The following is a 14252-nucleotide window of genomic DNA, read 5'->3' as shown; positions in this document are numbered from 1 at the left end:
CCTCAGGCCAGCCTGATCATGTTCCACGACACCGGCGGCAGCAGGACGCGTGCCGGGTCGTGCTCGACGTCGGGGTTCGGCCTGGGCGCGATCCGGTCGGGGGCGTCGGCCGTGTTGCGGGCGTAGACGTCGGCGTCCGTCAGGGTGGTGGCCTCGACGATCCGCGCGCCGCCGAGCGCCCGCGTGTCGATCGTCAGCGACAGCGGCGCGTCGGTCGAGCGGTTGACCGCGAACAGCGTCGTGCTCTCCTCCGCGTGCGTGGCGACCGCGTGCAGCAGCGGCACCTCTCCGTACTCCTTCGTCTCGTACGACGGCGAGACCGGCTCCACCCGCAGCACGTCGCCCGCGGCGTGCCTGGACGCCTGCGCGAACGGATGGAACGTCGTCTGCCGCCAGGCCCGCCCGCCGGGCTCCGTCATGATCGGCGCGATCACGTTCACCAGCTGGGCCAGCGACGCGGCGGTCACCCGGTCGCTGTTGCGCAGCAGCGTGATCAGCAACCCGCCGAACGCCACCGCGTCGGCCAGGTGGTAGTGGTCCTCCAGCAGCGGCGGCGAGACCGGCCAGTCGGTGGGCGGCTCGGCGCCCTGGAAGCGCGACAGGTACCAGACGTTCCACTCGTCGAAGGAGATGTCGATGCGCTTGCGTGACTTGAGCCGCGCCCCGACGTGGTCGGCGGTGGCGACGACCGAGGAGATGAAGTACTCCATGTCGGTCGAGCAGGCCAGGAAGCTGCCGAGGTCGCCGTCCTTCTCCTCGTAGTAGGCGTGGCAGGAGATGTAGTCGACCACGTCGTACGTCTCCTCCAGCACCGTGGCCTCCCACGCGCCGAAGGTCGGCATGCCGGAGCCCGAGCTGCCGCAGGCCACCAGCTCCAGGTTCTTGTCCATCGTGCGCATGGCGCGGGCGGTTTCGGCGGCCAGCCGGCCGTATTCGCGGGCCGTCTTGTGGCCGGTCTGCCAGGGGCCGTCCATCTCGTTGCCGAGGCACCACATCCTGATGCCGTGCGGCTCCTTCGAGCCGTTGGCGACGCGCAGGTCAGACAGCGTGGTGCCGGACGGGTGGTTGCAGTATTCGAGCAGGTCGAGGGCCTCGGCGATGCCGCGGGTGCCGAGGTTGAGCGCCATCATGGGCTCCACGCCGGCCTTGCGGCACCAGCGGACGAACTCGTCGACGCCGACCTCGTTGGTCTCGGTGCTGTGCCAGGCCAGGTCGAGCCGGCGCGGCCGCTCGGCGACCGGGCCGATGCCGTCCTCCCACCGGTAGCCGGAGACGAAGTTGCCGCCGGGGTAGCGGACGGTGGACACGCCCAGCTCCCTGGTCAGGTCGAGCACGTCGCGGCGGAAGCCGTCGTCGTCGGCCGAGGGGTGGTCCGGCTCGTGGATGCCGGTGTAGACACATCGCCCGAGGTGTTCGACGAACGTGCCGAAGGTGCGCCGGCGTACCGGAGCCACCTTGAACGCGGGATCGAGCGTGAGTTCTGCCTGGTGCACGGAGGGGACTCCTGGTGTTGCGCGGGCGTGACGTCGCTCCAGATTGTTAGCGTTATCAGCGGGTGGGGTCAAGGGGCCCGCGCTCGCCCCCGGGTGTCGGGGCTGGCGGGCCGGTGACGGGCGGCCACGACGGCGAGGACGGCGGCGACGAGACCGATGACGACGCCGGCCACGCGCACCACCGGCAGCGCCAGGGCGCGGTCAGGCGATGCGCTGGATCATGGTGTTGCTGATCTGGTAGCGGTAGCCCGCGTCGCGCACCCAGCCGTCCTGCACCGGGCTGGTGCCGAACTCGGTGCCGCGCAACCAGACGAAGGCGGGCGCCTCGCGGCCGGTGGCTCGCTCGACGTCGCGGCGCGGCCTGACGATCTCGCGTTCGACGTCCTCGGCGGTCCGGACCCGCCCGATCTCCTCGTGGGAGCCGGTGTGCGGGACGACCACGTGCCGCTGACCGATCTCGGCCACGTCGTCCCAGGTCATCGCCAGCCGATCGTGTGACAACTCCTCCTCGACGAGCGTGATGTCGTGGGCCTCGGCGAAGGCCCGCTGCTCGGGGACCGGGCAGTCGAGGAACCGGGTGATGATGGGGAACCAGGCGACCAGCCCGAGCTCGTCGCAGATCGGCGCCGCGACCGTGGCGTTGTTCAGGTAGCCCTCGTAGAAGACCGGGATGAACCCGGGCCGCTCCAGCGGCCACCGGCCGGTGGCGTAGAAGGCGTCGAGGTGCTCCAGTGTCACGCAGTCGAAGGAGGCGGCGTAGCCGGCCAGCTCACGGCGCAGCGCGTCCGCCATGGACTCCGGGGTGTTGTGGTAGTTGACCACGCGGAGATAGCGGCCCTCGCGCAACGCGGCGCGGTGCTGGGCGAAACCGTTGCCCGTCATGCCCGGCCCTCCCTCTCGTCGAAGTGCGCACGCGCGAGCACGGTGATCACCGACGAGAGCTCGCCCAGGTCGTCGTCGGCCGCCCCGGGAGCCAGGCGCTCGGCGTAGTGGCCGAGCAGCCCGTCCAGCTCGGCGCCCTCCGCCAGCACGGCGGCGTCCCCGACCGGGGGGACGGGTGAGCCGGTCAGGTCCTCCAGGGCCAGGAACATGGGGATGCCCTCGCGTTCGAGGGCCCGCTGCCGGTTGTCGGCCAGGACCCCGGCAGGGTCGGGATGCGGTCGGTACTTCGGGCTCATCGAACTCTTTCCTTTCGCGGGAGTCCCAGGGCTCGGGCCCCGGGGACGACAGCGCACCGCCGTGCGGCGGCACCTGGATCGACAGCGCGCACATGCGGCGGCACGTCGTCCGAGAGAACGGCGTCGCACGGGCGCTGCTCGCGGGCGACCGCCCGGCGGCGGGCGGCGCCGGGACACGCCGTGATCCGGCGCGTACGCGCAGGTCGGCGATCGGCCGCGCGGCGACCGGACCTCACGTGAGCGCTCCCCGGCCGGTGGCCGAGACGCAAGGGTCCGGCCAGCTGACGAAGACCAGGTCCGGGTCGAGCTCCAGCCCTTCGGCCAGGAGCGCCCCCGCGCGTTCCACCGACTCGCGCATCGCCTCGGCCGGCCTGGGCCGCCCCACGACGACGGCGACGGCGCCGGGTCCGGCCGCCGCGGGGACGAGCTGCACGATGACGTCGCCTTCCGCCAGTCCCAGGGCGTCGCAGAAGCAGGCGGCCAGTCGGCCGGCCAGGCCAGGGGGAACCGGCAGGCCGGTGGTGAGCTGTACGAACGGCATCGTCTACTCCACCACGACCGAGCGGGACAGGTGTTCGGGCGTGTCGCACTCCAGCCCCCGGTGGCGGGCGTAGGCCACCGCCAGCCGATGCACCCTGACCAGCTCGGCCTGCGGGTCGTCCCGGGCGATGCGCAGGGTGGCCCCCGTCGTCTCCACCGCCCGCACGACGTCGTCGGGCAGCGGCGACAGCGCCCACACCAGGCTGCGCGGCCCGGCGCAGGCGATGGGCCCGTGCCGGTACTCCAGGGCGGCGTACGACTCGGTCCACAGCCGGGCGGCCTCGCGGCACTTCAACGCCGCCTCCTCGGCCAGCGCCCGCGTCCAGCCCGTGCCGAGGAAGACCAGGTGGTCGTAGCCGGCGGGGTCGGCCACCAGCGGTTCCGCGAGCGCGGCCCGGGCCTGCCCCGGCAGGTGCGCCACATGGTCGCCGATCGAGGCCCGCAGCAGAGTCAGCGCCGAGGTGGCGTAGCGGGTCTGCACGACTGACCGCTCGTCGGCGAAGTCGAGGTGCACCTGCTGATGGGTGACGCGCGTGATGGGGGAGCCGGGGGTGCCGGTGATCGCGATCGTGGTGGTGCGCGGCGACAGCTCGGCGGCCAGGCGTACGAGGTCGGTGGTGGTGCCCGAACGTGACAGCAGCACCACCGCGTCGTAGTCGTCCTGGTCGTCGAGCTCGGTCGCGATGGCGGCCCGGGTGCGGCCCTGGCCGAGCTGCTGGCGGCGGCGGGCGTAGGAGTCCAGGATGTAGTACGAGGTGCCGCAGCCGACCGCGAGCACGTCCGCACCCTTGGCGGGCAGCCCCGCCGACAGGTCGGCGGCGGCGTCCATGACGCGCTGCCAGATCTCCGGCTGGCTGTACACCTCGCTTTCGGTGCGGCGGGCGAGCTCCGGATGGGTCGTGATGGTCACTGCTGCTGCTCCCTTCCGTCGTCCGCCCGGGCGGCGACGGGTGCCTCGTACTCGGTGACGGTCAGGCCGCCGGCCAGCGCGGCGGCCTGGCCGCGCTCCGGCTGGGCGGCGGTCCCGCCCCGGCCCTGGGTGGACAGTGCTCCGCAGGCCGAGGCCAGGCGGAGTGCGGCGGGCAGGTCCTGGCCGGCCAGTAACGCGGCCAGGAGCCCGGCGTCGAAGGAGTCGCCGGCGCCGGTGGTCTCGACCGGCGTGACGGCGGGTGCGCTCACGCTCCACACGGTCCCGCCGCGGGAGTGGAGCAGCGCGCCCTCGGCGCCGCGTTTGACCACGGCCGTGGTGCCCGCGCCGGCGAGTGCCGCAGCCGCCTCGCCGGCGCCGCTCCGCGTGGCGCTGAGGCCGGCGTGGGCCCTGTCGGGGTGGGCCCTGTCGGCTTGGGCATGGTCGGCGTGGGCATGGTCGGCGCCGGTGCGGCTCCCGCCGGCGTGCGCGCCTTGGCCGGTGAGCGCGGCGGCGATGCGGACGGCCTCGGCCTCGTTGGGCAGCAGGTAGTCGACCAGCGGCAGCAGGGCGGGCAGCCCGTGGTCGAAGGTGCGGCTGGGATCCCAGTTGGGGTCCACCGAGGTGGTGACGCCGCGTTCGCGGGCGGTGCGGAACAGGTGGGGCAGGCCCGCCCACAGGTCGTACTGCAGGAAGTAGCTGCTGACGTGCACGTGGCGGGCGGCGGCCAATGCTTCGGTGGCGACGTCGTGGGCGGACAGCCGGCCGATCTCGCCGGGGAAGGTCAGGATGGACCGGTCGCCGTCGGAGCTGAGTACGATGCTCATGCCGGTGCGGCGGCCGGGTCTGCGCAGGCAGTGCGTGGTGTCGACGCCGCGCTCGCGCAGCCGCTCCAGCACGAAGTCGCCGAGCCAGTCGTCGCCGACGACCCCGGCGAACGCCACCTTGGCGCCGAGTCTGGCGGCCCCGCAGGCGGTGATCGCGCCTGAGCTGCCCAGCACGATCTCGGCGTCGTCCACGATGTCCTCGACCTGCCCGAACTCCGGGCGGGTCGCGCCGCACTCGACGATCACATCCGCGTTCAGCTCACCCAGCACAAGGAGATCAATGTCAGCCATACCGCCTCACGTCCTGGTCGTCGGGGGTTCGGGAATCCTGGCGCCCGCCGTACGCGACGTCCTTGACCGCGGCTGGACCGCGTCGGTGGTGTCGCGGTCGGCGGGCAGGGTCGCGGCGGCCGACGCCCGGGCGCGTGCCGCCGTCGCCGACGTGACCGTTCCCGGCGCGCTGCGGTCGGCTCTCGGCGACGCGCGTTTCGACCTCGCCCTCGTCTACCAGCCGTTCGCGCCGGCGGAGGCCTGGCGGGCGGTCGCCGACAGGGTGGCGGGCACCCTCGTCGCGCTGCTCGTCAGCGCGCACGCCGCACCGCGAGGTGCCCCCGCGCCGCCGCTGCCCGAGGGCGTGGACGGCACGGCGCTGGTCCGCCACCTCGTGCTCGGCTGGCACGCGGCGGACTCCGGGAGGGCGAGGTGGCACACGCCCGAGGAGATCTCCAAGGCCGTGCTCGACGTGGCCGATCACGGGAGAAGCGCTGTGCTCGGGACGGTCAGGCCCTGGGCCGCACGCCCCGCCCACTGATCCAGGCTCTTCCACGTCCACCTCGAACCCTCGTGATCAAAATCTCGCAAAACGAGCAGAACTATCAGATGGAGACCGTACGGACTGCCGGTTTGCGCTGTCAAGGACTGTTTTTACCTGCGAACTGGCTCAGCATGGTGATCGTCTGATGAATTATTTGAGAGCTATTGACGTTTTCTGATTGAGGTTGATAGCAAAGGGCCTACTCAACTTGGTCGGTGCCACCGAGGAGGCCCCATGGACCTGAACCGCCGCCAATTCCTGCGCACCGCGGGATCCACCGTCGCCGGGGTCGCCGCCGCCCACGCACTCACGGCCTGCGGCGGGTCGTCAGGCGAAGGGTCGGCACCCGGCACGCTGACCTTCACCGTGTGGGGCTCCGACGCCGAGATGGCCGCGTTCAACACCCTCGCCCGGGCGTTCGAGAAGCAGAACTCCGGCACCAAGGTGAAAGTGGAGCGGCTCCCCTTCGACCAGCTGCGCTCCGCGCTGGACGCCCGGCTCCAGTCCGGCCAGGGCCCCGACCTGTTCCGGGTCACCTACAACGACATCGGCCTCTACAGCTCGCAGGGGGTGCTGCACGACCTCGGCGCCACGGTGGGCGGCGAGAGCTCCGCCTTCAACGACGCGATGTGGGCCGCCGTGCAGTACGACGGCAAGCCGTACGGGGTGCCGCACCACACCGACACCAGCGCCGTGCTCTACAACAAGAAGCACTTCGCCAAGGCCGGCATCAAGGACGTGCCCGCCACCCCCGACGAGGCGTGGACCTGGGAGGAGTTCATCGACGTCGCCGAGAGACTCAAGGCGGCCGGGCTCGGCGCGGCGCCGTTCGGCGTCAACTGGCAGCAGGCCGGCGCCTTCCGCTGGCTCAACTGGCTGTGGCAGGCGGGCGGCAAGGCCCTCGGTCCTGACGGCACGTCTGTCACGCTCGACTCGCCGCAGGCGCGCGAGGCACTGGCCTTCACCAAGTCCTTCTACGACAAGGGCCTGATGCCCAAGAACATCATGATCAAGACCAACAACAGCCCCGACCTGGTCTTCCCTTCCCAGAAGATCTCGATGGCCTTCGTCGGCGACTTCCTCCTGCCCGACCTGATGAGCCGGGTCAAGGCGTTCGAGTTCGGCGCCACGTACCTGCCCAAGGGAGCCGGGGGAGCGGCGGCCGACCTGGGCGGCAACGCGGTGGTGGTCAACGCGGAAAGCAAGGACACCGACACCGCGGCGGCCTTCGCCAAGTTCCTGGTCACGCCGGAGAACATGCAGCTGTTCTGCGAGCAGACCACGGTGCTGCCCACCAGGAAGGACCTGGCCGGTCAGCAGCTCGGCTACGCCGTGCGGCCCGATCTGATGCCGGTCTACCAGCAGCAGGCCACCACCATGCCGCCGGACCTGGTCAAGCTGGTGACCCTGCCGGGCTTCTCCGGGGTGAACGACGCGCTCGTCCAGCAGCTCGAGACGTACTTCACCGGCGGCCAGGCGGCCGACCAGACCATCTCCGCGCTGACGCAGGCCGTCCAGAAGGCGCTGTCGGCCTGACCTTCCCCGGAATTCCCCTCGAAGGAGGCCACAGGCCCATGGCATCGGTGAGCAGCCCTCCACGGGAGGCGCCCCCACCCTCCGGCACCGCACGCGGCCCCGGCCCCCGCTTCGCGCGCATGCGCGGCAGACGGGGCCGCGAGGCCGCCGCCGGCCTGCTGTTCGCCGCGCCGGCCGTCGTGGTCTTCGCGGTCTTCATGTTCTGGCCGCTGGTCAGGGTGGTGTGGCTGAGCTTCCAGCAGACCCGCGGATTCGGCATCGCCAAGTGGGTCGGCCTCGGCAACTACCGGGACATCCTGGCCGACGCCGTGTTCTGGCGCGCGCTGCTCAACACCGCCCTCTACACCGCGGTCTCCGTGCCGCTCTGCCTGGGGGCCGGGCTGGCCGCGGCCCTGCTGCTCAACCGGGCCATGCCCGGGAGAGGACTGTTCAGGGCCGTCTTCTACCTGCCCGCCGTCATCTCCGGCGTGAGCAGCGCGATCATCGCGGCCTGGATCTTCAACGAGGACCTCGGCGTCATCAACAAGGTGCTGGAGGCGGTGGGGCTGGGGCCCGTGCACTGGCAGTCGGAAGGCACGCCCGCCATGCTCTCCCTGGTCGCCGTGGGGCTATGGATCGGGCTGGGCTTCAACATGGTCGTCTACCTGGCGGCCCTGCAGGGAATCCCGCGCCACGTGTACGAGGCGGCGCGCTGCGACGGCGCGTCCTGGTGGCAGACGCTGCGCTCCATCACGATCCCGTCCCTCGGCCCCACCACGTTCTTCCTGATCGTCATCGGGGTGATCAACAGCTTCCAGGTGTTCGACATCGTCTACGTGATGACGGGCGGCGGGCCGGGCGACGCCACGACGATGCTCGTCACCTACGCCTACTCCACCGGGTTCGAGCAGCGCCAGCAGGGCTACGCCTCGGCGATCGGCGTGGTGCTCTACCTCATCGTGCTGGCCATGACGCTGCTCCAGTGGCGCGTCAACAAGCGCAGGGACGGCGCATGAGGAGGAACGCCATGAACGCGCACGAGCGGCGGTCGGTCAGGTTGCGGCTGGCCCTGGCCGTGACGGGGGCCCTCGCGATGCTCTTCCCCGTCTACTGGATGGTCGTCACCGCGCTGTCCTCCCCGGCCGAGCTGCAGCAGTCTGCGCTCCGGCTGTGGCCGAGCTCGATCAACTGGGCCAACTTCAGCGGCCCGTGGGGCAAATTCCCCTACGCCGACTGGTTCGTCAACTCCGTCGTGATCGCGGTGCTGGCCGTGGTGCTGACCGTCGTGGTCAACCTCATGGCGGGCTACGCCTTCGCCAAGCTCCGTTTCCCCGGCAGGAACGTGCTCTTCCTGCTGATCATCAGCACTCTCATGGTGCCAGTGCAGGTCGTCATGGTGCCGCAGTTCCACCTGGTCGTGGACTTCGGGCTGCTCGGCTCCGACTGGGGGGTCATCCTGCCCCGGCTGGCCGAGGCGTTCGGCCTGTTCATGGCGCGGCAGTTCATGATGGCCGTGCCCGACGAGCTGCTCGAGGCGGCCCAGGTCGACGGCTCCGCGCAGTGGCGCACGTTCACCCGCGTGGTACTGCCGCTGTGCCGGCCGCTCGTCGCGGTGCTGGTGATCTTCACCTTCATGTGGCGGTGGAACGAGTTCGCCTGGCCGCTCATCGTGCTCAAGGAACCGGAGAGTTACACGCTCCAGGTCGGGCTGCTGTTCCTGAAGAACCAGTACGGCCAGGACTACGGGGCGCTGATGGCCATGTCGCTGGTGTCGATGATCCCGATGCTCGTGGTCTTCACGCTCTTCCAGCGCCACTTCGTCGAGGGCATGGCCCGCTCGGGCATCAAGTGACAGGACAAGACATGATCAACGTGTGCGTGACGCTCGACTTCGACGAGGAGTGGCTGGCCGCCGTGGCCGCCGTTTCGCCCGAGGTGCGGGTGCGCAAGCACCTGGCGGCCTCGGCCGCCGACCTGCCCGCCGGCGTGCTGGCCGAGACCGACGTTCTCTACACCAACACCGCCTTCCCCACCAGGGAGCAGGCGCCGCGCCTCGGCTGGGTGCAGCTCGACACCTCCGGGTGCGACCACGTCGTGGGCACCGCGTTGTGGGACTCGCCGGCCGCGATCACCACGATCGGTGGCGTGTCACCCAAACCCCTGGCCGAGTACGTGCTGATGATGATCCTCGCGCACGCACACCACCTGCCGCAGACGATCGCACTGCAGGGCCGGTCGCACTGGCCCGGCTTCGACCACCGGTGGAACCGGCTGATGCCGCGCATGCTCCCCGGCGCCACGGTCGGCATCGTCGGCTACGGCCGGATCGGCCAGGAGATCGGCCGGCTGGCGCACGCGTTCGGCATGAACGTCATCGGCATGCGCCGCGGCGCGGCCCGCGAGGGCGAGCTGTTCGGCCAGGCCCACGACGCCGCGCCGGCCGAGGTGGTCGGCCCCGGCGGGCTGTACGACCTGCTGGAACGCGTCGACTACGTGGTGCTGACCGTGCCGTACACCGCCGAGACGCACCACCTGCTCGACGCGGCCGCCTTCGCCCGGATGAAGAAGGGCGCCGCGCTGGTCAACGCGGCCAGGGGCGGTGTCGTCGACGAAGCGGCGTTGCTGTCGGCCCTGCGCTCGGGGCAGGTCGGCTTCGCCGCGCTCGACGTGTTCGCGGAGGAGCCGCTCCCGGCCGGCAGCCCTTTCTGGCGCGAAGAACATGTACTGATCACTCCGCACGTGGCAGGATTCGCGCCCGGCTACCGCGATCAGATCCGTGCCCTGTTCACCGAGAACCTGCGCCGGTTCGTCGCGGGGCTCCCCCTGTTGAACCTGGTGGACAGAAAGGCCGGGTATTGATGCTGAGCGAGAAGCGCCGGAGCAGGTTGCTCGACCACGTGCGGCGCAAGGGATCGGTGCGTGTCGAAGACCTCGCCGAGGTCCTTGGTGTGAGCGTGTCCACCGTGCGTCGTGACCTCGATGAGATGGACGAGCGGGGCCTGCTGCGTCGCGTCCACGGCGGCGCGGTGGCCATCACCGACCAGCCCGTCCCCGTCGAGACGTCGATGGCGGAGCGGAGCGTGCACAATCTCGACGAGAAGGGACGCATCGCCGCCCGCGCGGTGGACCTCATCCAGCCGGGCAGCACGGTGCTGCTGACGGGCGGCTCCACCACGGCGCAGATGGTGCCGCATCTGCCGTCGGTGCCCGACATCACCGTCGTCACCAACTCGGTGGCGATAGCCCACGCCATCGGCACCACGTCCGCCACCGTGCAGGTGCTCGTGCTCGGGGGGTTGCTGCGCAACGCCGAGCTGTCGCTGCTCGGCCACCTCACGACGCAGGCGCTCGCCGACGTCCACATCGACCTCGCCTTCTTCAGCGCCTACGGTCTCGACCCCGCGTACGGGATCATGGGCGCCCACCTGGCGGAGGCCGAGACCGACCGCAACATGATCACCGCCGCCAAGCAGCTGGTGGTGCTGGCCGACCACACCAAGTTCAGCCGGCGCAGCGCCGTGCGCGTCGCCCCCCTCGCCCGCATCGGCACCGTGGTGACCGACGACGCGGCCCCGGCCGAGGCGGTGGCGGCGCTGCGGACTTCCGGCATCACCGTGATCCAAGCCTAGACAGGAGAGTCCTTCCGGCATGTCCTCATCCCGAGTGCTCGTACTCATCGGCGCCGGCAGCGCCGTGTTCACCCGCGGCCTGCTCGCCGACCTCATCTCTGCCGCCGACCTGGGGTCCTGGGAGATCCGGCTGGTCGACGTGAACCCCGAGGCCCTGTCGGTGGCGACCCGCCTCGCCGAGCGCATGGTCGAGGCCCGCCGGGCGGACGGCAAGATCGTCGTCCGCTCCTCGTCCGACCGCCGCGCGGTGCTGCCAGGCGCCGACTTCGTGGTCACCTGCGTCGGCGTCGGGGGGCGGGCCGCCTGGCAGGCCGACCACGACGTCTGCATGCGGCACGGCGTCTATCAGCCGGTGGGCGACTCGGTCATGCCGGGCGGAATCTCCCGGTTGCTGCGCACGGTGCCGGTCATGGTGGAGATCGCCAGGGACGTAGCCGAGCTGGCGCCCGAGGCGTACTTCTTCAACTACAGCAACCCGATGACCGCCAACGTCGCCGCCATGACGGCCTACGCGGGCATCGAGGTGGTGGGGCTGTGCCACGGCATGCACCACGTGCAGCGGGAGCTCGCGGCCTTCGCCGGGCTGCCGTTCGAGGAGACCTCCACCCTCTACGCCGGTATCAACCACCTGACCTTCATCTACGATTTCCGCCACAACGGCCGCGACGCCTGGCCGATCGTGCGCGAACGTATGGAACGCGAGCTCGCCGAACCGGCCGACCCCGCCGACATCGGCTCGATCTGGGAGAACGGCAAGGCCTGGCACAACCCGTTCTCGTGGGAGATCTTCCGCCGTTACGGCGCCTACCCGGCCGCCAACGACCGGCACGTGGTGGAGTTCTTCCCCGAGCGCTGGGCGGGCGGCGCCTACTACGGCAAGACGCTGGGCGTGGACGCCTTCTCGGTGCCGGAGATCCTGGAGTGGGGCGAGCAGCGTTACCAGAGCATGCGGGCCCAGGCCGAGGGCACGGCGCCGCTGGACGAGTCGGTGTTCGAGCGCTCCACCGGCGAGCAGGAGCAGCTCATCGCCATCATCAGGTCGATCCTGGGAGACCGGCGTGAGATGTTCTCGGTGAACGTGCCCAACCGCGGCGCGGTGCCGGGTCTGCCCGACGACGCGGCCCTGGAGATCCCCGGCGTCGCCACCGCGCGCGGCCTGCGGCCCGTGCGGGTGCCCGACCTGTCCGCGCCGCTCACCGCCATCCTCGCGCGCCGCCTGGCCTCGGTCACCCTGGCCGTCGAGGCCGCCATGACCGGCCGGCGCGACCTGGCGGTCGAGGCGGTCATCGCCGACGGCGCGGTCACCGATCCGGACGCCGCCGCGCGCCTCACGGACGCGCTGATCGCCGAACAGCAACGTTTCCTGCCTGACTTCGCCTGACCGCACTGGAGAACCATCCGCATGAGAATCACCCGCATCAGACGCGCCGACGGCACCGTCGCCGCAGCCAGGATCGAGAACGGCACGGCCGTGCCCGTCGCGGAGGAGAGCGGCGCCCACATGGCCGACGCCGTGCGCGACCTGATCGCCGCCGGAGCGGACGTCGCCGCCCTCGCTCCCACGGGGCCCGCGCGGCCGCTGGCCGACGTGGACGTGCTCAGCCCGCTGGCGGCGCCCCAGAAGATCATCTGCATAGGGCTCAACTACGCCGATCACATCCGGGAGACCGGCCTCGACACCCCTGAGCGGCCGCTGGCCTTCGTCAAGACCGCTCACACGCTCGCCGGTCCGTACCAGGACGTGCCCGTGCCCGCCGGCGCCACCGAGCAGCTGGACTGGGAGGCCGAGCTGGCCGTCGTCATCGGCGCCGTGGCGCGCGACGTGCCGGTGGAACGGGCACTCGGGCACGTCTTCGGCTACACCGCCGCCAACGACCTGTCGGCCAGGGACGCCCAGTTCGCCGACGGGCAGTGGTTCAGGGGCAAGAACTTCGACGCCTTCTGCCCGCTGGGTCCCTGGATCGTCACCCCTGACGAAGTCGGCGACCCGCAGGCCCTGTCCGTCGCCGCCCGGGTCAACGGCCGGACCGTCCAGGACGGCTCCACCAAGGACATGATCTTCGGCGTGGCCGACGTCATCTCCTATCTGTCCCGCTTCATGACGCTCTGTCCCGGCGACGTGATCGCCACCGGCACGCCGCACGGCGTCGGCATGGGACGCACGCCGCAGCTCTGGCTCAAGGACGGCGACGTCGTCGAGGTCGAGATCGGCGCCGTCGGCACGCTGCGCAACACGGTGAGGGTCGCATGAGCCGCTGGGGTTTTCCCGTCATCGACTTCCACTGCCACTTCCCCGGTGACGAGCCCGTGCAGGAGCGGCTGGACTCCGAGTACGAGCACGCCTGCGGCCCGGCCAAACTGGCCAGGCTGCGTGCCAACGCCGCCGCCTACCACGAGCGCGTGCGCCTGGCACGCACCCTGCCGCCCACCGAGCCGGAGACCAGGACCACCGAGGAGGTCGCCGCCTCCTGGCGGGCCGACGCCGACGACGCCGGGCTGACCAGGGTCGTCTTCATGAGCGGTGGCGGCAACGACCGGCTCGCCGGGGTCGTCGCCGGGCACCGCGAGCGCTTCGCGGGCTTCGCCAACCACCAGCCCTGCGCTCCCGGAGCCGCCGCCGAGCTGCGCCGCGCCGTCACCGAGCTGGGGCTGTCCGGCTACAAGGTGATCGCCCCGTGGGTGACCGTCCCGCTCGCCGACCGCTCGTTGTGGCCGGTGTGGGAGGTTTGTGAGGAGTACGGCCTTCCGGTCGTCATGCACTTCGGCCCGGTCAACTCCGGGGGCGGGCTCGGCCACGCGCCCAACATGGACCCCATCACCCTGCACGACGTCGCCAAGGAGTTCCCCTCGGTGAACTTCGTGGTCGCCCACTTCGGCTGCGGTTATCCCGGCGAGTTGCTGCGCCTCGGCTGGTCCAACGCCAACGTGCACGTCGACACGTCCAGCAACCACGAGTGGACCCGCTGGATGCCGTACGAGCTGACGCTCAAGGACCTGTTCCGGCGTTTCCACGAGACCTTCGGCCCCGAGCGCATCCTGTTCGGCACCGACTCCTGCGACTTCCCCTGGGGCTACCTCACCCCGTACGCCGACGAGCAGGTCCGCATCGTGACCGAGCTCAACCTGTCGGCGCAGGACCGGCGGCTGATCTTCGCCGGGAACGCCGCCAGGCTGCTCGGGCTGGACCTGCCCGGCATCGCGACGACCCGGGAGGACGCGGCATGAGCATCGCCGACGATCCCGACCGCGCACCCGCCCGCTCCCACCTCTACGCCATGGGCCTGTCGGACGAGGACATGCGCCGCCCCGTGGTGGGCATCGCCTCCACCTGGACCGGCACCATGCCGTG

At 71.1% G+C, this 14252-nt stretch carries 15 protein-coding genes; 9 read left to right on the top strand and 6 right to left on the bottom strand.

What is annotated here, in order from left to right; translation table 11 throughout:
• Positions 1-2: 2 nt before the first annotated feature.
• The 6 genes from ABGB01_RS35860 to ABGB01_RS35835 form a co-directional block, all read right to left on the bottom strand.
• Entirely contained in the window at positions 3-1493 is a 1491-nt protein-coding gene (locus ABGB01_RS35860) for an alpha-N-arabinofuranosidase (protein WP_347778024.1), read from the bottom strand.
• Between the two features lie 201 nt (positions 1494-1694).
• Positions 1695-2375, bottom strand: a complete 681-nt coding sequence (locus tag ABGB01_RS35855; protein ID WP_347778023.1) for a hypothetical protein — start codon at positions 2373-2375, stop codon at positions 1695-1697.
• The gene (locus ABGB01_RS35850) at positions 2372-2671 is read right to left on the bottom strand and encodes a hypothetical protein (protein WP_347778022.1); all 300 of its coding nucleotides are present in this window, start codon (positions 2669-2671) and stop codon (positions 2372-2374) included. The genes ABGB01_RS35855 and ABGB01_RS35850 overlap by 4 nt, the downstream gene beginning before the upstream one ends.
• 232 nt (positions 2672-2903) lie before the next feature.
• Complete coding sequence (locus tag ABGB01_RS35845) at positions 2904-3212, bottom strand: hypothetical protein (RefSeq protein WP_347778021.1); 309 nt, start codon at positions 3210-3212, stop codon at positions 2904-2906.
• Between the two features lie 3 nt (positions 3213-3215).
• Complete coding sequence (locus ABGB01_RS35840; protein WP_347778020.1) at positions 3216-4121, bottom strand: SIS domain-containing protein; 906 nt, start codon at positions 4119-4121, stop codon at positions 3216-3218.
• Entirely contained in the window at positions 4118-5236 is a 1119-nt protein-coding gene (locus ABGB01_RS35835) for a carbohydrate kinase family protein (protein WP_347778019.1), read from the bottom strand. The genes ABGB01_RS35840 and ABGB01_RS35835 overlap by 4 nt, the downstream gene beginning before the upstream one ends.
• On the opposite strand from ABGB01_RS35835, the gene ABGB01_RS35830 reads away from it, so the two are divergent.
• The 9 genes from ABGB01_RS35830 (at position 5226) to ABGB01_RS35790 (ending at position 14128) form a co-directional block, all read left to right on the top strand.
• Positions 5226-5756 (top strand): hypothetical protein, encoded by a 531-nt coding sequence (locus tag ABGB01_RS35830; protein WP_347778018.1) that lies wholly within the window; start codon positions 5226-5228, stop codon positions 5754-5756. The two genes, ABGB01_RS35835 and ABGB01_RS35830, sit on opposite strands and share 11 nt — an antisense overlap.
• Positions 5757-5993: 237 nt before the next feature.
• Positions 5994-7295 (top strand): sugar ABC transporter substrate-binding protein, encoded by a 1302-nt coding sequence (locus tag ABGB01_RS35825; protein ID WP_347778017.1) that lies wholly within the window; start codon positions 5994-5996, stop codon positions 7293-7295.
• Between the two features lie 38 nt (positions 7296-7333).
• On the top strand, positions 7334-8290 hold the full coding sequence (locus ABGB01_RS35820; protein WP_347778016.1) for a sugar ABC transporter permease: 957 nt from the start codon (positions 7334-7336) through the stop codon (positions 8288-8290).
• A gap of 11 nt (positions 8291-8301) precedes the next feature.
• Positions 8302-9126: a carbohydrate ABC transporter permease gene (locus tag ABGB01_RS35815; RefSeq protein ID WP_347778015.1), complete on the top strand. Its 825-nt coding sequence runs from the start codon at positions 8302-8304 to the stop codon at positions 9124-9126.
• A gap of 11 nt (positions 9127-9137) precedes the next feature.
• Complete coding sequence (locus ABGB01_RS35810) at positions 9138-10133, top strand: D-2-hydroxyacid dehydrogenase (RefSeq protein ID WP_347778014.1); 996 nt, start codon at positions 9138-9140, stop codon at positions 10131-10133.
• Positions 10133-10903 (top strand): DeoR/GlpR family DNA-binding transcription regulator, encoded by a 771-nt coding sequence (locus ABGB01_RS35805; RefSeq protein WP_347778013.1) that lies wholly within the window; start codon positions 10133-10135, stop codon positions 10901-10903. The genes ABGB01_RS35810 and ABGB01_RS35805 overlap by 1 nt, the downstream gene beginning before the upstream one ends.
• A 19-nt stretch (positions 10904-10922) precedes the next feature.
• Positions 10923-12284, top strand: coding sequence for a hypothetical protein (locus ABGB01_RS35800; RefSeq protein ID WP_347778012.1), 1362 nt, complete (start codon positions 10923-10925; stop codon positions 12282-12284).
• Positions 12285-12305: 21 nt separating this feature from the next.
• On the top strand, positions 12306-13154 hold the full coding sequence (locus tag ABGB01_RS35795) for a fumarylacetoacetate hydrolase family protein (protein WP_347778011.1): 849 nt from the start codon (positions 12306-12308) through the stop codon (positions 13152-13154).
• Positions 13151-14128, top strand: a complete 978-nt coding sequence (locus tag ABGB01_RS35790) for an amidohydrolase family protein (RefSeq protein WP_347778010.1) — start codon at positions 13151-13153, stop codon at positions 14126-14128. Before ABGB01_RS35795 ends, ABGB01_RS35790 begins: the two co-directional genes overlap by 4 nt.
• The last annotated feature ends 124 nt before the right edge of the window (positions 14129-14252 follow it).

It is taken from the genome of Nonomuraea sp. B5E05, assembly GCF_039880665.1.
GTDB lineage: Bacteria > Actinomycetota > Actinomycetes > Streptosporangiales > Streptosporangiaceae > Nonomuraea.
The sequence above is the reverse complement of the archived record's forward strand: the minus strand, read 5'-3'. Positions and strand labels throughout refer to the sequence as shown.

Excerpts from the sequence above, each read along its gene's own strand:
- ABGB01_RS35800 (WP_347778012.1), top strand. The coding sequence starts at position 10,923 with ATGTCCTCATCCCGAGTGCTCGTACTCATCGGCGCCGGCAGCGCCGTG.
- ABGB01_RS35850 (WP_347778022.1), bottom strand. The coding sequence starts at position 2,671 with ATGAGCCCGAAGTACCGACCGCATCCCGACCCTGCCGGGGTCCTGGCC.
- ABGB01_RS35845 (WP_347778021.1), bottom strand. The coding sequence starts at position 3,212 with ATGCCGTTCGTACAGCTCACCACCGGCCTGCCGGTTCCCCCTGGCCTG.
- ABGB01_RS35825 (WP_347778017.1), top strand. The coding sequence starts at position 5,994 with ATGGACCTGAACCGCCGCCAATTCCTGCGCACCGCGGGATCCACCGTC.
- ABGB01_RS35810 (WP_347778014.1), top strand. The coding sequence starts at position 9,138 with ATGATCAACGTGTGCGTGACGCTCGACTTCGACGAGGAGTGGCTGGCC.
- ABGB01_RS35830 (WP_347778018.1), top strand. The coding sequence starts at position 5,226 with ATGTCAGCCATACCGCCTCACGTCCTGGTCGTCGGGGGTTCGGGAATC.
- ABGB01_RS35855 (WP_347778023.1), bottom strand. The coding sequence starts at position 2,375 with ATGACGGGCAACGGTTTCGCCCAGCACCGCGCCGCGTTGCGCGAGGGC.
- ABGB01_RS35835 (WP_347778019.1), bottom strand. The coding sequence starts at position 5,236 with ATGGCTGACATTGATCTCCTTGTGCTGGGTGAGCTGAACGCGGATGTG.
- ABGB01_RS35795 (WP_347778011.1), top strand. The coding sequence starts at position 12,306 with ATGAGAATCACCCGCATCAGACGCGCCGACGGCACCGTCGCCGCAGCC.
- ABGB01_RS35805 (WP_347778013.1), top strand. The coding sequence starts at position 10,133 with ATGCTGAGCGAGAAGCGCCGGAGCAGGTTGCTCGACCACGTGCGGCGC.
- ABGB01_RS35790 (WP_347778010.1), top strand. The coding sequence starts at position 13,151 with ATGAGCCGCTGGGGTTTTCCCGTCATCGACTTCCACTGCCACTTCCCC.
- ABGB01_RS35820 (WP_347778016.1), top strand. The coding sequence starts at position 7,334 with ATGGCATCGGTGAGCAGCCCTCCACGGGAGGCGCCCCCACCCTCCGGC.
- ABGB01_RS35815 (WP_347778015.1), top strand. The coding sequence starts at position 8,302 with ATGAACGCGCACGAGCGGCGGTCGGTCAGGTTGCGGCTGGCCCTGGCC.